This window comes from Microbacterium awajiense, from assembly GCF_039536545.1.
Lineage (GTDB): Bacteria > Actinomycetota > Actinomycetes > Actinomycetales > Microbacteriaceae > Microbacterium > Microbacterium awajiense.
On sequence record NZ_BAAAYU010000005.1, the window covers coordinates 400,424 to 416,857 of the forward strand.

The 16,434-nt window shown below is 70.8% G+C and carries 11 protein-coding genes; 4 read left to right on the forward strand and 7 right to left on the reverse strand.

The features are described 5' to 3' along the window. Nucleotides 1-40: 40 nt before the first annotated feature. Nucleotides 41-1,378, forward strand: a complete 1,338-nt coding sequence (locus ABD663_RS08645) for a chloride channel protein (RefSeq protein ID WP_344737578.1) — start codon at nucleotides 41-43, stop codon at nucleotides 1,376-1,378. Between the two features lie 4 nt (nucleotides 1,379-1,382). Here the strand turns inward: ABD663_RS08645 and ABD663_RS08650 are convergent, their stop codons facing one another. The 4 genes from ABD663_RS08650 to gad are packed head-to-tail and all read right to left on the reverse strand — an operon-like array spanning nucleotide 1,383 to nucleotide 8,819. After that, nucleotides 1,383-4,550 (reverse strand): hypothetical protein, encoded by a 3,168-nt coding sequence (locus ABD663_RS08650; protein WP_344737579.1) that lies wholly within the window; start codon nucleotides 4,548-4,550, stop codon nucleotides 1,383-1,385. Nucleotides 4,551-4,553: 3 nt separating this feature from the next. After that, the gene (locus tag ABD663_RS08655; RefSeq protein WP_344737580.1) at nucleotides 4,554-5,882 is read right to left on the reverse strand and encodes a hypothetical protein; all 1,329 of its coding nucleotides are present in this window, start codon (nucleotides 5,880-5,882) and stop codon (nucleotides 4,554-4,556) included. Continuing rightward, nucleotides 5,875-7,422: a glutamine/gamma-aminobutyrate antiporter GadC gene (gadC, locus tag ABD663_RS08660; RefSeq protein ID WP_344737581.1), complete on the reverse strand. Its 1,548-nt coding sequence runs from the start codon at nucleotides 7,420-7,422 to the stop codon at nucleotides 5,875-5,877. Before gadC ends, ABD663_RS08655 begins: the two co-directional genes overlap by 8 nt. 26 nt (nucleotides 7,423-7,448) lie before the next feature. Further along, complete coding sequence (gad, locus tag ABD663_RS08665; protein WP_344737582.1) at nucleotides 7,449-8,819, reverse strand: glutamate decarboxylase; 1,371 nt, start codon at nucleotides 8,817-8,819, stop codon at nucleotides 7,449-7,451. A gap of 144 nt (nucleotides 8,820-8,963) precedes the next feature. Here gad and ABD663_RS08670 point away from each other — a divergent pair, with 144 nt between their 5' ends. Then, complete coding sequence (locus tag ABD663_RS08670; RefSeq protein WP_344737583.1) at nucleotides 8,964-9,689, forward strand: potassium channel family protein; 726 nt, start codon at nucleotides 8,964-8,966, stop codon at nucleotides 9,687-9,689. Here the strand turns inward: ABD663_RS08670 and ABD663_RS08675 are convergent. Further along, on the reverse strand, nucleotides 9,662-11,575 hold the full coding sequence (locus ABD663_RS08675; RefSeq protein WP_344737584.1) for an FUSC family protein: 1,914 nt from the start codon (nucleotides 11,573-11,575) through the stop codon (nucleotides 9,662-9,664). The genes ABD663_RS08670 and ABD663_RS08675 overlap by 28 nt on opposite strands. A 234-nt stretch (nucleotides 11,576-11,809) precedes the next feature. On the opposite strand from ABD663_RS08675, the gene ABD663_RS08680 reads away from it, so the two are divergent. Together ABD663_RS08680 and ABD663_RS08685 are read left to right on the forward strand one after the other, a co-directional pair. Beyond that, nucleotides 11,810-12,676, forward strand: a complete 867-nt coding sequence (locus tag ABD663_RS08680; protein ID WP_344737585.1) for an AraC family transcriptional regulator — start codon at nucleotides 11,810-11,812, stop codon at nucleotides 12,674-12,676. Nucleotides 12,677-12,688: 12 nt separating this feature from the next. Beyond that, nucleotides 12,689-13,762, forward strand: a complete 1,074-nt coding sequence (locus tag ABD663_RS08685) for a thiamine pyrophosphate-binding protein (protein ID WP_344737586.1) — start codon at nucleotides 12,689-12,691, stop codon at nucleotides 13,760-13,762. Here ABD663_RS08685 and ABD663_RS08690 read toward each other — a convergent pair. Then, entirely contained in the window at nucleotides 13,754-15,358 is a 1,605-nt protein-coding gene (locus ABD663_RS08690; RefSeq protein ID WP_344737587.1) for a helix-turn-helix transcriptional regulator, read from the reverse strand. The two genes, ABD663_RS08685 and ABD663_RS08690, sit on opposite strands and share 9 nt — an antisense overlap. Before the next feature lie 97 nt (nucleotides 15,359-15,455). Further along, nucleotides 15,456-16,433: a helix-turn-helix domain-containing protein gene (locus ABD663_RS08695; protein ID WP_344737588.1), complete on the reverse strand. Its 978-nt coding sequence runs from the start codon at nucleotides 16,431-16,433 to the stop codon at nucleotides 15,456-15,458. Nucleotide 16,434 lies beyond the last annotated feature (1 nt).

Sequence of the window (16,434 nt, forward strand, 5' to 3'; positions counted from 1 at the left end):
CACGGCCGTGATGCCACCGGCCCGGCACCTGCGGAGGAGCATGGAAGTCACCAAGCGCGAAGACGCCGTGCCGATCCCGCCCGGACTCCTGTGGGTCGTGGCGGTCGCAGCCATCGCCGGCGTGGCCACCGGGCTCGTGGGCGGCGCGTTCCGGTGGGTGCTCGAGCAGGCCGACGCGCTGAGGGCGTCGATCGTGCAGTGGGCGCACGCCACGCCGTGGGGATGGATCGTGCCGGTGCTGCTGACCGCGCTGGCCGCGGCCGCGGCCGCGGCGATCGTCCGCCTCTCACCCCGATCGGCGGGCAGCGGCATCCAGGACGTCGAGGCGGTCGTCCGCGGCGAGGTCTCTCCGGCACCGCTGGGCGTGATCCCGGGGCGGTTCGTCGGCGGCGCCCTCGCGATCGGCGGCGGCCTCGTCCTCGGACGCGAGGGGCCCACGGTGCACATGGGCGCGGCGATCGGCACCGGCACCGCTCGCGCGCTGGGGCGTCCGACCGATGAGGTCCGCGTCGCACAGACAGCCCTCGCGGGCGCCGGACTCGCCGTCGCGTTCAACGCACCGATCGGGGGGGCGCTGTTCGTGTTCGAGGAGGTCACCCATCGGGTGAGCACGCGGCTCACGATCGCGACGCTCGTCGGCGTGGGTCTTGCGGTCGCCTTCGCGCGGATCATCATCGGCGACCATCCCGACTTCACGGTGGCCGCGATCGCGACCACCCCGATCCACCTTCTCCCGCTGTTCGCGGTGTTCGGGGTCGTCGTCGGACTGCTCGGAGCGGCGTACGCCTCGCTCACGGTGGGCTTCGTCGTCCTCGCGCAGCGGATGCGACGGGTCCCCGTCACGGTGCGGGCTGCGGCAGTCGGCGCGATCGTCGGGGCGGCGCTGCTCTACGATCCGCTCGCTGTGGGGGGCGGTGACGTCGTCACCCAACTCGCGTTGGGCGGAAGCGCCTTCGCGCTTCCGGTGCTGTTGACCTACATCGCGATCCGCTTCCTAGCCGGACCGCTCTCGTACGCCGCCGGCACACCGGGCGGGCTGTTCGCACCGCTGCTGGCGTTGGGCGCGCTGCTGGGGCTGGCGTTCCATCAGTCGACCGCGTGGCTGAGCCCCGATCTCGACGCCGACATCGCCCTCACGCTCGCGCTCGTCGGCATGGCGACGCTGTTCGCCGCCGTCGTGCGCGCACCGCTGACCGGCATCGCCCTGATCGTCGAGATGACGGCCACGACCACGGTCGTCATCCCGATGATCATCGCGGCGGCGATGGCCGTGCTGACGACGACGCTGCTGCGGTCCAAGCCCGTCTACGACAGCCTCCGCGAGATCTTCGTGAAGACCGAGGACGGCGACGCAGCGCCGCCGTCCCGCGGCCGCTGACAGGTCAGGACCCGGTGCGCACCGTGTCGACCAAGCCCTGCAGGCCCGCGTTGAGGCGCCGCAGCTGAATGATGGTGGGGTTGGACGCGCCCGCACTGGGCATCGCCAGCTCCGATACCGTTTCGAGGCCGACGATGTGACGCGGCAGCCGATCCCGGCAGGCGGTGACGGCGGCCGCCACATTCACCTCCGTGATCTCGGCCGCGCGGCGTCGCAACCCCGCGTCGCCGAGCTCGTGAGATGCGCCGGGAACGGAGTCCGCGAGCTCGTCCGCCGCCGACTCCAGGTACCGAAGCTCGGGCCTCAGCAGCGGCGCGGTCGCGACCGGCTGGACGCCCAGCCACGCGGGAGCGATCGGCATCGGCCCGGTCGCGCCATCCGACTCACCGTCGAGCGCGGGCATCCGCCGCCCCCCGAGCGATGCCTTCACCGTGCGGCCGATCTCACTCAGCCGCGCCGCGGCGGAGTCCCGCTCGTCGCGACGAAGCGTGAGCGGGAGCACGCCGAGGGCGATCGCGTTCGAGAGGACGATCGTGCCGACGAGCAGGCCGAACATGATCCACCAGTCGGGTAGCAGGAACGCACCGGAACCCGCATAGACGGTGGCGAACAGGGCGTTCACGGCGAACGACTCGACGGCCGCCGAGCGACCGTGCACCAGCGCCAGGCACAGACCGGCCAGCGCGATGACGACCAGCGAGATCGTGTGCGTCGCCGCAACCGTGCCGAGGAGGAGCCCGGACGCCGCACCGAGGGCGGACCACACCGCGCGAACGAGGAGTCGCCCGCGGCTCTCGACCCCGGGTCCGTGCACGAGGTGTGCCGACGGCGCGGCCGGCCACGGCTGGGGCGACCCCGCGACCGCACCGGCGACGCCTGTGGCGGCCAGGACCGCGATGCCCGCCTGGGCGGCACGTCGCAGGCCCGCCGCCCGCGGCGGTTCGCCGTCGAGCATGCGAGACGGTGCCGATGCGGGCGCGTCGCCGACTTCGACGAGGTCGCGCAGACTTGCGCTCAGGTCGGCGAGATCGCCGAGCAGAGCGGCCTGGACTGCGTCCTCTGCTCGATCGGCCACACCGGGCGACCTGCCGTCCCGCACCGAGTCGAGCCTTGCGGAGACCACGGCTCGGGCGGCGGGGTTCAGCTTCGCAAGGCCGTCGCTGACGCTGGCGCGCGCCACGCGGTCGGCTTCGGCACAGACCTGCACGGTGACCGACTCGATCTCCCGCCACGCGAGCGGGGGCGCGCCGGCGGCGTCGGCCGAGGCCACCAGGCGGTCGAGGCCGAGGGCCGCAGTGCGCCGGAGTGCCCGGACGCGATGCTTCAGTGCCCGGTGCTGCCGACGGTCGGCGAAGCGCGCATCGACGGCGTCTGCGGCGGCGACGAGGACATCGTCGACCCGGCTGCGGATGGAGCGCACGGTCTGCCCGAGCAGACGATGGGGGTCGCGCGACCGCAGCGCCGCCGTGACCGATACCGCCGATGCGACCGCGGCCGCGACCGCGACCGCGGTCCAGGGCGCTTCCTCGACCGCGACCCCGGCGAACAGCGCGAGCAGATAGGCGGCGGCGACCTGGCGGCCGACCACGGCTGGGGCGTGTCCGATCACCTGGGCCGCGATGGTGACGGCGACCACGACGGCGATCCCCACGGCAGACCACAGCGGGTCCCCGGGTGTGACCGCCGCCAGGAAGACCGCCGCGGCGGCGGGGATCGCTCCGACGACCGTCCACCAGGGTCGTCTCGTCATCGCGAGGCCGGGATCGATCACGCTCAGCACGGTCGTACCCGCGGCGACGACGATGCCGGCAGCCGGAAGCCCCGCTGCGAGCCCGACACCGACGATCGCGACGAGGGCTCCGGCCAGCACCCCGACCGTCCGCCGGGTCTGCCCTCCCGGATCCGCGGCGACGAGTCGCCGCTGCGACCACGACTGCCGGGTGCGTGGGGGCGCGGGCGCATCGCCGGGCGGAAGCGCGACCGGCACCCCCGCGGCATCCAGCAGGGGCGGCGACGCGCCGACGTAGAGCGGCTGGTAATCGAGGTCGGCGCTGAGTGCGTTGTTGAATCGCCGCGTGGTCACAGCGAACGGCAGCCACTCGACGTAGCGGTGGTAAGCCTCGTCGTCATCGGCGGTGAGCGCGGCGTCATCCGATCGATCGGCTGATGTCAGCCGCGCCATCGCTCGGCACATGGTGTCGAACTCGGCGACCCACGGATCCACGATCGCGCCGGGACCCTCCTCGGAGTGGAGGGCGCGCATCGCCTCGGCGAACGCCCCCCGCTCGACCGGGATCGGCGGGGCGAGCGGTTCAAGATGCAGGATCTCGGCGCTGATCCAGCGACGGGCGGCCGCGAGCGATTCCTCGAGTCGCAGCAGACCCGGCAGGGTGGGGATGCCGGACGCCGTCGGCAGACCCCAGCGCAGGCCCGCGACGATCGATCCGATCGACGACAGGGCGAACGGCGAGGCGAACGTGTCCTCCCCCGATTGGAAGTAGTACGTGACACGCGTCTGTCGCAGCACATCGCCGTAGAGATTCATGTCCCCCCACGTCACCGTGAGGTAGCGCTCGAGGTCGCGCATCTGTCCGTGTGGGAAGAACGGATACAGCACGGCGACGGGATCGTCGATGCCCGCGGGCACCGACACATCCGCACAGAGTGAGCGGAGCATCTGGATGCCGTTGAACACGTTGAGCAGGAAGGTCACGATCATCGAGAGCATGACCACCGACGTGAGCGCCTGCAGCACGGCGAGGACCGCGATGACCGGGTTGACGGCGGTGACGGTCTCGACCCCGACGGTGGAGAACTGACCGATGCTCAGGTAGAGCGCGGCCCAGTACCCTTCGGGCGCGCCATCCGCGCGGCTGATGGCGCCCGTGCTCATCGCCCCGAAGTAGATGAGGGAGAACCCGAAGATGATGCCCGCGAGCCAGGTGAGGATGATCGTGATCGTGATGATGCCGGTGACCTGACGCAGTGCGAGGGGCCGGAATCTCCGCGGCAGCGAGCGGGTGATCGCGCGCATCGCCAGCCACTGGACCCGCGCGACACGATTGACGACGAGGCCGACCTCGTTGTAGTTGATGACGGCGAGGAACGTGTCGAGTGCCGTGATCGCGAGGATGACGACGCCGAGCGTGATCCAGAGGGCTTCGACACCCACAGCTCAGCCGGACAGGACGATCGGCGAGCGCAGTCCGTAGATGTGGAGCGCGCCCGGACCGCCCGCGAAGACGGCGTCGAAGTCGTCGGCCTGCGCGACGGGGAACACGCCGACGTCGACGTCGGTGGGCGCCTCGAGCACCGCGTCGTGGGCACCCGGGGCCGCGTCGTCGCCGCGGACCGCCGCCCGCTCGACTCGGGTCAGCTGGCTGTGGGCGCCGAACGACGCTCCCGCCGGATCGCGGTAGTCGACGAAGGCGCACGGCACGCCGGCGATCACCGCGTGCTGCGCGGTGCCGGCGTCGCTCTCGCTTCCGAGCCGGTACTGCCCGTCGCAGTTGAAGACCCAGCCCCCGGCACGGGCGCCGATCGACGCCTGGTGCAGCTGCATGCCGGAGGACGGGATGAGCTGAAGATCCAGACCGTCCGCACGCTCGGGCCACGGGTTCCGGTCGATCCCCTTGCGCAGGCGGCGGTCGGAGTGATCGAGACAGATCTCCACGCCCACCGAGCGCGGGTGCTCGCCCCCGATCCGGAAGACGGACAACGGATCCCGCGCGTCGGCCTTGAAGTCGCCGCCCGTGAGGTCCAGGACGGGGTACGCCGTCATCTGCTCGGTGACGACGTCCTTCCCGGTGACGTCCCACAGCAGGAAGTCCTCGTTCGAGTCGAAGTTCTTCTCGGTCGTCACCGCATGCGCGCCGATCGGTTCGAGGATGCCGTCGATCGGGTGGGCGCTGAGGATCAACGAACGGTTCCGCACCTCGACATCGGGGTAGGCGTGGCAGTTCTTGATGAAGTTGATGAGCGCGTCGGCGACGACCGTCTGCATCGGACCGGTGACCGAATTCCAGGCCTCGCCCAGCGCCCGCACGACGTCGTTGCGCACCCTGGTGGACTGGGAGGCGAAGACCGAGTCGATGTCGGCGACCTTCGTGGTGATGACGGTGCCCAGCACCATCAGGAATCCGGGGTACTCATCGGGGGGAAGTGCCGCGGTGAGGCGATCCAGAATGACGTCCGCGGGATCCGGATCCGCCGGCCCGTGCACATACGGCCCGTGCACGCCGTGCCAGAAGAACTCGGGAGCGACGAACACGTTCAGAACGTCGGGCTCGTCCGCGGGAAGCACCTCGCGTGCGCGATCGACCGCCGCCTTGATCACCGCCACCCGGGCGTCGATGTCGGCGTCGCGATCACCCAGCGCCCGGTAGGTGCCTGCGAGGGAGCCCGTGTCGTCGGGGTCTCCGACCGCAACCACGTCGGCGGGGGTGGTGGGCACCGCGTAGCCGATGAACCGGACGCGCTTGACGACCGGCGCGACCTTACGCATGTCCCGTGCCTTCTCCGGTCCCGGTGCCCTCCGGCGCCGCCTTCGCGACCGCGGGCGCCTCGGCCTTCTGCTCCCAGGTGAAGGGCGCATAGTCGGGATCCTGCGACTTCCAGCTCGGCTTGCGGAAGTGGTAGATCACATTGGGGATCGCGTAGACCACGAGCACCGACACGATGAGCAGCAGGGTGTACACCACCGGGCTGCCGACGTCGATCTGCGCCGGCGGGATGAACTCGATGACGAACACGAAGGCCGAGACCACGAAGCCGCATCCGGCGACGATCCACATCAGACCGTTGCCCTTCTTGCCCAGGCGGAAGGGGCGCGGCCGATCGGGCTGGGAGTAGCGCAGCCGGATCGCCGCCGAGAACATCAGGAGGTACACCGTGATGTAGAGGATCGTCGCCAGCTGCTCGAGGATCTGGTAGGCCGCCTGCACGGAGGGAAGGACGACGAACAGGATCGCGAGGATGATGATCAGCCCCGCCTGGATGAGCAGGATCGTCGTCGGTGCGCCGTGTTTGTTGGTCTTCTGCCATGACGGAGGCAGGAAGCCCGACTTGGCGCCCGCCAGCAGCCCGGTCGACGGGCCGGCCACCCATGTCGTCACCGTCACGAGCACTCCGACGGCGAGCATGATGGCCGCCACCGAACCGCCCCACGGGATGCCCATCCACTCGAAGATGTCGTAGTAGGTCACGAGGATCGCCTGGGTGAGGTTGATGTCCTTGGCCGGCACGACCCATGCGATCGCGAGCGCGCCGAAGACGAAGATCGCCACCGTCACTCCCGCCGAGAGGAAGATCGCGAGCGGGTAGCTGCGGGTCGGGTTCTTGACCTCCTTGACGTGGACCGCGTTCATCTCCATCCCCGCGTACATCTGCGTGATGCCCGCGGCGAGGACGATCGTGCCGAAGCCCGCGAAGTCGGGGAGGACCTCTCCCCAGCCGACGTCCATCTGGGGAGCGTTCCCGCCGATGGCGTAGGCGGTCGCACCGACGATCAGGACGGCCATCGGGATGAACACGCCGATGACGCCGCCCCACTTCGCCATGGTCGCGAAGCCCTTGGAGCCGAGGAAGGTGATGATGGTCGCGATCAGGTAGACCGCCAGGACGACGACGATCACGAACCAGTTGTCGCCGCTGATCGCGAGCGCTTCCTTCTCGTTCGGGTCGATGAACGCGAGCGAGACCGCACCGAACGTGAGGGCGGTCGGGATGAACACGCAGACCTCGATCCAGGCGATGAACATCACCATGAACCCGATCCGGCCGCGGAAAGCCTCGCCGACCCAGCGGAACATGCCGCCCTTCTCCGACCATCCGGTCGCGAGCTCCGCGGCGACCAGCGCGATCGGGATCAGGTAGAACACGGCGGCGAACACGAAGTAGAACGCCGAGCTCAGACCGTACTCGGCCTCAGCGGGGAGGTTGTTCAGCGCGACGACGGCTGTGATGTTCAGCAGCGCGAGGCCGAAGATGCTGATCTTGCCGGCGTTGCCGGTCGTGCTTCCGGTCTTGGTGGTGGACGTGGTCACGTCGATCCTTTCGCGGCGGGCCGGGCTCAGTGGTGGAATCCGGCGTGCTGACCCTCGACGGGCATGGGGGATTCGAGTTGGTCGAGGAATGCCGTCTCGGTGCGGATGTCGTCGAGCAGTTCGGCCGCGATGTCCATGCTGAGTCCGTTGCGCACCACGATCCGCTGAACGGTGAGGTCGGTCAGGTCGTCGGGCATCGGGTAGGCGGGAACCAGCCAGCCCTTCATACGAAGGCGGTCCGACAGGTGATACAGCGTCCAATTGGCCGTGTGTCCGGGCTTGAGCTGCCACGCGAACACGGGGATGTCGGAGCCGTCGTTCCACAGGTCGAAGGCACCGATCTCGGCGATGCCCTTGGAGAGGAAGAGCGCGACGTCCTGCGCCTCCTGCTGCATCTGCGTGTAACCCTCGGAACCGAGGCGGAGGAACAGGTAGTACTGCAGCAGGATCTGCGCGCCCGGTCGCGAGAAGTTCAACGCGAACGTGGGCATCTCGCCGCCGAGGTAGCTGACCTTGAAGACGAGATCGTCCGGCAGCCACTTCGCCTCACGCCAGACGACCCAGCCCACGCCGGGGTACACCCCGCCGTACTTGTGACCCGACGTCGAGATCGAGTGCACCCGCTCGAGCCGGAAGTCCCAGACGAGATCCTTCTGCAGGAACGGCGCGATCATCGCACCGGAGGCGCCGTCGACGTGGATCGGCACGTCGAGCCCGGTCGACTCCTGGATCGCATCGAGCGCTCTCGCGATCTCGGCGACCGGCTCGTACATCCCCGTGTAGGTCACACCCATGATCGCCACGACGCCGATGGTGTTCTCGTCGATGTACGAGGCGAGATCGTGCCCGTCGAGCACCTTGTGATCGTCGCTGATGGGCACGTAGCGCGGCTCGACGTCCCAGTAGTTGCAGAACTTCTCCCAGCACACCTGGACCGCCGAGCTCATGACGAGGTTCGGCTTGTCAATCGACTTGCCCGCCGCCTTGCGCGCGTTCTGCCAATTGCGCTTGAGGGCGAGACCGCCGAGCATGCACGCCTCAGACGAGCCCGTCGTCGATGTGCCGACCGCGTCGGCCACGCTCGGCGCGTGCCACAGGTCCGCGAGCATGCGCCAGCAGTTGTCTTCGATCGCGGCCGTGCGCGGGTACTCGTCCTTGTCGATCATGTTCTTGTCGTACGACTCGGCGTAGAGCCGGTCGGCGTGATCGTCCATCCACGTGCCGACGAAGGTCGCGAGGTTGAGCCGGGCGTTGCCGTCGAGCATCGTCTCGTCGTGAACGATCTGGTACGCCGTCTCGGGAAGCATCTCGTGCACCGGGAAGGCGTCGTGGCGGGTCACGCTCGCCTCTCCCGCGCGCTCGAACACCGGGGCGAGTTCGTCGTTCTCTTCGGTCATGACACTCCTCGAATCACGGGTCGACGGGCCCGTGGAGGCGCGGGCCGTCAGCGACGCTAGTGAGCGCCGGCGCGTCATCGTGAGAGCCATCCGTGCCCAGACGGGGCGGGAATCGTGACAACGCGGGGCGCCTATGGTGTGGGCATGGAAAACGACAGCACTGCACACCCCCGGGACGACCGAGCCGCCGACCTCGACGCGGTGACCGTCTGGGAGGACCGCTGGGCGTGGCCGCTGTTCGCCGGAGCGATCCTCATGTTCGCCTGCACCACCTGGCTCCTCGTCGAGGAGACGCCCGGCGCCGTCGGGTTGACGATCGCGTCGCTTGCGATCGTCGTGCTGTGGGCGCTGTTCATCGTCGACTACCTGATCCGACTGCGGCTCGCGGGGCCCGCTCGTCGACGGTTCGTACGGACGAGGGCGTTCGACGCGGCGACCCTCGTTCTGCCTTTCCTGCGCCCGTTCCTGATCATCGTCTACGTCTGGCGGCTGCCGTACTTCCGGTACGGCTCATCGGCCGTGCAGCGCGGGCTGTTCCTCGCCACGACGGTCGTCTTCGTGATCCTCTTCGTGTACACGGCCGCGTGGGGCGTCTGGCTGGTCGAGCGGACCGCGAGCGGCTCCAGCATCCGCTCGTTCGGCGATGCGCTGTTCTGGGGCTTCACGACGATCACGACCGTCGGCTATGGCGACATGGTGCCCGTGACGCTGCTCGGGCGCGTCCTCGCTGTCGGACTCATGCTGGGCGGGGTCGCCGTGATCGGCGTCACCAGCGCCACGATCGTCTCAGCGCTGAACGACCGGATCCACCGCGTCGCCGAGGCTGCGCGAGCCCGCGCCACTCAGGGGGAGCCACCCGAAGAACGCTGATCGAGCAGGGGCGCGAGGCTCGCGACATCGTCGGCGAGCGCGGCGAGCAGCGGGTCCGTCGTCTCGGCTCCGGCGGGGATCGCGGCGGGCGGACGCCCCTGGGAACGATCGGCCGAGGGAGCGAAGTGCGCGATCCGGTCGGCGATCGCCGCGAGCTGGGCGGATTCCGAAGGCCCGCGCGGGCTGCGCCGGCCCGACACGTCGGTCAATCGGTCGGCGATGCGCTCGGCAGTGCTCACGGCGGGGAACCACGCCCATGCCTCAGGGCCGGCGGGCGGGGGTTCGGCGAGCGTGCGCTGCAGACGCACCCTCACGTCGGACAGCCGACGGTACGCAGCCCGTCGATCGTCCTGGACTTCGGTGTCGGTCGCCTCCGACGCCACCCCGGCTGCATAGGTCGCGAGGGCCGACACGGCCCCGGCGAAGGCGGGGGCGATCGCGGGATGCCGCGATGCCGGCCAGATGAGATAGCCCGCGACGATCGCGATGACGCCGCCGAGCAGGGTCGTGACGATCCGATCCACCGTGAGATCCGCCGCCGACACATCCGTCGCGACGAGCCCGATGAGCAGCATGATGAGCGGGGTGAGCACCAGCGCCTGGTGCGCGTACGAGCGGCCCACCGCCCACGGCAGCACCGCCGCGAGCAGCAGGACGGCGATGCTCTCGGCGAGGTCGACGGTGGCGACCGCGGCGATGGCGACCGCGACGAGCGCACCGGCCACCGTGCCGACACTGCGCAGCACTGCGCGCCCGAACACCGACCCGAGATCGGGCTTCACCACGAGCGCGACGGTGAGCGGGATCCAGTACCCGTGTGCGAGGGGAAGGGTCAGGAATGCCAGGTACGCGAGTCCGGTGCACGCCGCCAGCCGCGCGGCCGAGCCGATCAGGTCGGCGCCGGGCACGAAGCGGAGGTGGCGCGCGGGACGACGGTCCGCCGTCGGCGTGCCGAGCGGCAGATCGCCCCAGATGGCGGCCTCGAGCAGTGACAGACGCACGAGTGTGCCGTGCGCCGCGGTCCACGGCGGCCGGGGCCGACCGTGATCCACCGCCTCGGCGACCACGCGCAGACGGGCCGCGGTCTTCTCGCACAGCTCGACATCGGCGTCCTGGGCGACCAGCCGGGCGAACAGATGGTCGGCGGCCCGCGAGATCGCCGAGGCCCGATCGGCCTCGCGGGAGGGGCCCATGGCCCGCCCACGGATGCCGAGCACCATCGCATCGAGGGCGTCCACGGCCGCGTTGAAGCGAGAGCGCACGTGAGCGGTCCGCGCGTCGCCGTCGACGCGGTCGTCCGCGGCGGCGGCGAGCGCGAGCACGACGTCAACGACAGCGGTGCGCCACGGTCGCCGCCGGGCGAAGACCGCCTCGATCATCAGCAGCGCGGAGTACCAGAGCGCACCGACGAGGAAGAGCGCGGCGGCGGGCCAGTACGGCGCCGCCGAGGGCACGCCGACCGCGATGGCGGAGATGAGCAGTGCCTGCATCGTGCCGATCGACAGCGCGTTCGAGATGCCGCTCACGATCCCCGCCGCGAAGGCGACCGCGGTCATCACCGCAACGACGACCGGCCACGCGAGATCGGCCAGCAGCCCGCACGCGAATCCCGCGGCGGCCAGCGGTGCGGTGACCGCGATCTGTCGGAACCTCGCGGCGTACGTGCCCGTCCGCTCGCCGACCGCCAGCAGGAGCGCGCCCATGGAGACCCACATCCCCCACGCGACGTTCCCGGTCAGCACTGCGATGAGCAGGGGTGCGCCCACGCCGAGCGCTGCTCTGATGGCACGGCTCCACGACCATGTGCCGCGTTTGACGCCGGTCAGCGCACGCATCCACACCGCCGGACGCCATCGCGTCGCGTCGGCCGCTTCCCGTGGTCGCATCGTTCGGCTCCCCGCACTCGTCTCATCCAGACCAGCACCGAACCGGCCTCCACGGCCACCGGCGGCGCGATCACGGCACAGATCGACCGCGCATTCGCACGCCGCGTCAGGGTGATGCCCGGGGTGAGACCCGGGGTGAACGATCCCTCGAGGCACGATCCCTCGACGGACCCCCGCCTACCGTCGCCCGCGAGAAGACGGGCGGGGAACCCGCTCTCAGTCAGGGGAATCCGGATGTCTCAGCTGCAGCCGCTCGATGCGTCACCACCCGCCCACTTCGCGGCCCGCCGTCACGGCGACCTCCGCCTCACGGTCACCCGGTTCGGCTCCACCGTGCTCACAGCCGGGCGGGCGGGCGAAGTCCTCAACGTCGTGCGGTCGGCACGGCCCACGGAACCGCATGTGCTCATCCTGCACGCACGGGGCAAGGGCGGTGACCCCGACCGCGCGCAGCCGTCGCCACACCCCACCGACTTCGTGCTCACCGACGACCTCGACGCCGCACTGCCGGTGAGCGGTGATCACATCGTGGTGGCCTCGATGCCCCGAGCGCGGGTGACGACCCACCTGCTGGCGCCGATGACCCCGCTGGCCCCGACCGCCCTGGTGCGCGCCTCGCGCGCGCTGCTGTCGACCCTTGTGCGCGACCTCGACGAGCCGGACGAGCCGACGGCGCGAGCGGCCGAGGACCTCGTGATCGGCGCAGTGCGCGCGGTGATCGCCGAGCATCCCGAGACCTCGCCGCCCAGTTCGCGGCGCGCGCCGCTCGCACTTCGTCTCGCGGCGCTGATCGACGCGCGCCACACCGATCCCGATCTCGACGTGGATCAGATCGCGCGCGAGCTCTACGCGAGCCGTCGACAGCTGTACAGGCACGCGTCGTCGTCAGGTGTCGCCGGGATGTTGACCGAGCGCCGGGTCTGCACCGCCCAGGAACTGCTCGACCGCGAGCCCGATCTGTCGATCGCCGAGATCGCACATCGCGCGGGCTTCACCAATCCCGCGCGGATGCGCGTGCAGTTCGTGCGGACGCACGGGGTGACCCCCGCCGCCTATCGAGACTCGATTCACGCCGTCGGTCGTCGGCGACCGTCGTCCTGACCCCGCCCGACCGTGACCGTCACCGTCCGTGACTCTGCGTTCCGGCTGCTCCGCGACCTCGGACTGCGCACCGTGTTCGCGGGCCCCGCGCCGACCGCGTCGATGTTCCACGACGTGCCCGACGACTTCCGCCGCGTGGATCACGCTCACGACTGGATGGCGGTCGTGGTGGCAGCCGGATACGCCCAGACCTCGCACCGTCCTGCCCTCGTGCACGCGTCGGGCGAGTTCGGCGTCGTCTCGGCTGTGGGCCACCTGCTGGCCGCCCGCGCTGACCGGACGCCGCTCATCGTGCTCGCGGCGGCGACCGACGACGATCCCACCCGAGGGGGGCCGTGGTCGCAGATCCCGAGCGCCCCGGTGACCACCCTGGTCGCCGAGACGCGGCGACGGATACCCCGACGACTGGTCGAGGCGCATGCGACGGTCGTCGAGCGGTCGGATGGCCCCGTCGTGGTGCTGACCCCTCATGGATCGGGCCACCAGTCGGTCGGCCGACATCAGTCGCACACGCTGTCGGTTCCGGCCCGTCCGGTCGTCGACCGGGCGACCGGACCGGCCGTCGACCTGCCGAGGGTGGTGCGCGGCGATCCCGGCGATCGCCTCCGCAACGTCGCCGACATCATCCGGGTACTCCGTGGCGCGGCCCCGGCCGACACGGTGCTCGTCGACGACGGCCGATCCGTCGGCACGCGCGCCGCTTCGGGCTGGGCCTCGACGCCGAGAGCGCTCCGCTACAGCTCGGCGCAGCGGCTCGCGGGGTGGGAGATCCCCTTCGCCCTCGGGGTTGCGCTGGCACAACGCGACCTCGGGCGAAATCGGTCGGTGCTCGTCGTGACGACGGCCATGTCGCTGCAGGCGTCGGTGCAGGCACTGGCCACCGCTCTGGTTCTCGCGCTGCCGCTCGTCGTCGTCGTGCTGGACGGCGCGGGATGCGGGCCACTGGCACGGGCCTTCGGCGCGGCCGTCGAGACCGCTTCGACGCGCGCGGCGCTCGGCGAGGCCGTGGCGTCGGCGTGGTGGCGCGAGCGACCGACGATCATCGGCATCACCCCCGCAGGAGCCGTGGATGCGAGCTCAGGCTGAGACCCGTTCGGAGATCTCGGCCGGATCGACCAACCCCCACCGTACGGCGGCGCCGATCGCCTGAGTTCGGCTGTGAACACCGAGCTTGCGGTACAGCGAACGCAGCTGGGTCTTGACCGTGTTCGGCGAGACGAACAACGCGTCGGCGATCTCGGTCGTCGAGGCCCGATGAACCAGCACAGCGAGAACGCGGACCTCGCCGGGTGACAGCCGCGGCGCCGCCGGGATGTCGGACACGTCGGGGACGGGGTCGAGGCATCGCAGCAGGGCGGCACGCCGGTCGGAGTCCAGGTGCACCGCGACCGCCTCGATCACGCACGGCGACAGGTTCGACGAGAGCTGCCGACGACGCGTCGTGGCCGCCGCCAATCTCGCGATCCCGTTCGCCTCGGCGGCGTCGACGCCGCCGGTGAGCTGGACGGAGATGTACGCGCGGGCGAGCTGGAGCTCTTCGCGCTGTGCGGGCGAAAGCGCGGTCGAGCGGCTCAGACGCGACGCGGCCGCGAGCGCGCCGACGCCGTCGCCGGTGTGGATGCGGAGGCGGAGGAGCGCCAGCGACGTCATCGGACCGGGAGAGCCCGCGACCACGACGCTGCGCGCTGCGGCGAGATCGCCCATCGCCACGTGCGCCTCGATGGCGCCGGCGCTGCGGATGTCGGCCGCCAAGCCCGAGGACGCCATTCGCGGCGGCACGAGCCGGTCCAGGACGTCGAGCGCCTCAGCCGGCACGCCGCGCACCACGGCGTGCCGGCTGCCGGCGAGCGCCGCAACGGCGACGATCTCGCTCGGAAGGCGCTCGTCGTACGCGGCGGCGACGACCGCCCCCGCCGCCGGATCGAGCGCATCGACCGCGACGATGGCGCGCGCGACGGACTCGAGGGCCGCGCACCACGAGGCGAACCACCGGGACCCGGGTGGTGATCCGGCGGCGGCGTCGAGTGCGGCGCGAGCTTCTGCGAGTCCACCCCTGAGCGCGTGCGCCAGCGCGAGCAGCGCGAACGCGAAACGACGAACGGGACTCGACGCGTCGGCATCCGCCATCTGCCGTGCCGTCGTCGCGGCACGGATCGCAGCGAGGACGTCGCCGGCGAGCAGCCGTGTGACCGCCACCTGCGCGAAGTAGAACGGAAGGGGCCCCGTGGCGTCGGACAGTGACGGCACCCGCAAGTCCGTCAGCAGTTCGACGAGGCGGTCGGCGACACCGGCCGCCGTGGCGACATCACCGGACCGGCGCAGCGCCACCATCCGCGAGACGAGTGCGCGCAGACGACCGGCGTCGTCGACATCCCCCGCGGGGTCTGCGGCGCTCGCCGCCGGAGACCCCGCCATCGACGAGGCCATCGGATGCACGTGGACGAGCAGCGGATGCCGCTCCAGCACGTCAGAAGGAAGGGCCCGCAGCAGATCGTCGAGTTCGGCCGGACGCGTGCGAAGCAACGGCCAGAAGTGGCGCTCGGCAGCCCGGGCGAGCTGACGCACCCCGCCGCCGCGGTGCGCTTCCGCGAGCGCGGCGAACGCCGCAGCGACGTCGGACCCGACCGCGCTCGTCCGCGGATCGGCCAACCAGTGGCCCACCTCTCGAGCGGTCTGCGCCATGCGTGTTCCCCGAAACACCCCTGCATGGCGGATCCACCATGCCGATTCGAGCCAATCGGAGCGCCATGCGCGCGTCTATCGTCAACGCGCGGGCCTGCTAGCGGATTCGCGAAGAGCGGGCGTGAGAGGGCAGCACGCCGAATCTGTCGCGGAACCGCGCCGCGAACTCCCCCAGGTGCGCGAAGCCGCACGACGCGGCGATCTCGGCGATCGTGAGGTCGGCTCCCGAGGAGGTGAGAAGCTGTCGCGCACGATCGAGGCGCCGGTCGCGCAGCCACTCGGTCGGCGATGCGTCGACCTCGGCTCGGAACGCGGCCTGCAACGCGCGGGGACTGACGTGCGCGCTCTCGGCGATGCGCGCGACCGTGAGCGGCTCCGCGAGGTGATCGAGCATGAACTGCATCGCCGCGCGCACGCGCGCCGATCCGGCATCCCGATGTCGAGGCAGGTATGCCTCGAACTGGGGGATGCCCAGGAGCAGGCTCTCCAGGGCGACGTCGCCGAGGCGCTCGGCCAGCGCCGCCTCGTGCGCGTCTGCGCTGGACGACGACGCAACCGCTTCGAGCGCGCGCACCGTCGCTCGACGGGGAGCGAAGCTGGTCGCGTCGAGGTCGAGGGTGTCGTGCGCTCCGGCAGTCAGCCTCGCGACCGCCGCCTCGACCCGCAGCCGATCGACGGCGAGGATCACCTGCTCGTACGCGGCGTCGATCTCTGAGCGGAACTCTCGATACGGCGGGATGAGCGCACCATCCCGCGCGGTGACGGGTACGGTCGCGCGACCGTAGGTCAGGCGCGCTTCGCCCGCGAAGCTCAGGGGGAAGAGGTAGGTGTCGGGATCGACCTCGCCGGGTGTCACGACGATGGCACCGCCGTAACGCAGTCTCGTGAATGCGAGTCCGCCGGACGCGAGCACATCCGCCCGCGCGTCCAGGCCCCCTCCCCGGGCGTCGGGCACGATCCGGTGCGGCCGTGTGAGTCGCGTCATGACCTCGGCGAGCTCGTCCGCGTCGCGCACGCCGTCCACCACACGTGCCCCGTTGCCCTTCACCACCGCCGCGAGTGAACGAACGACCATC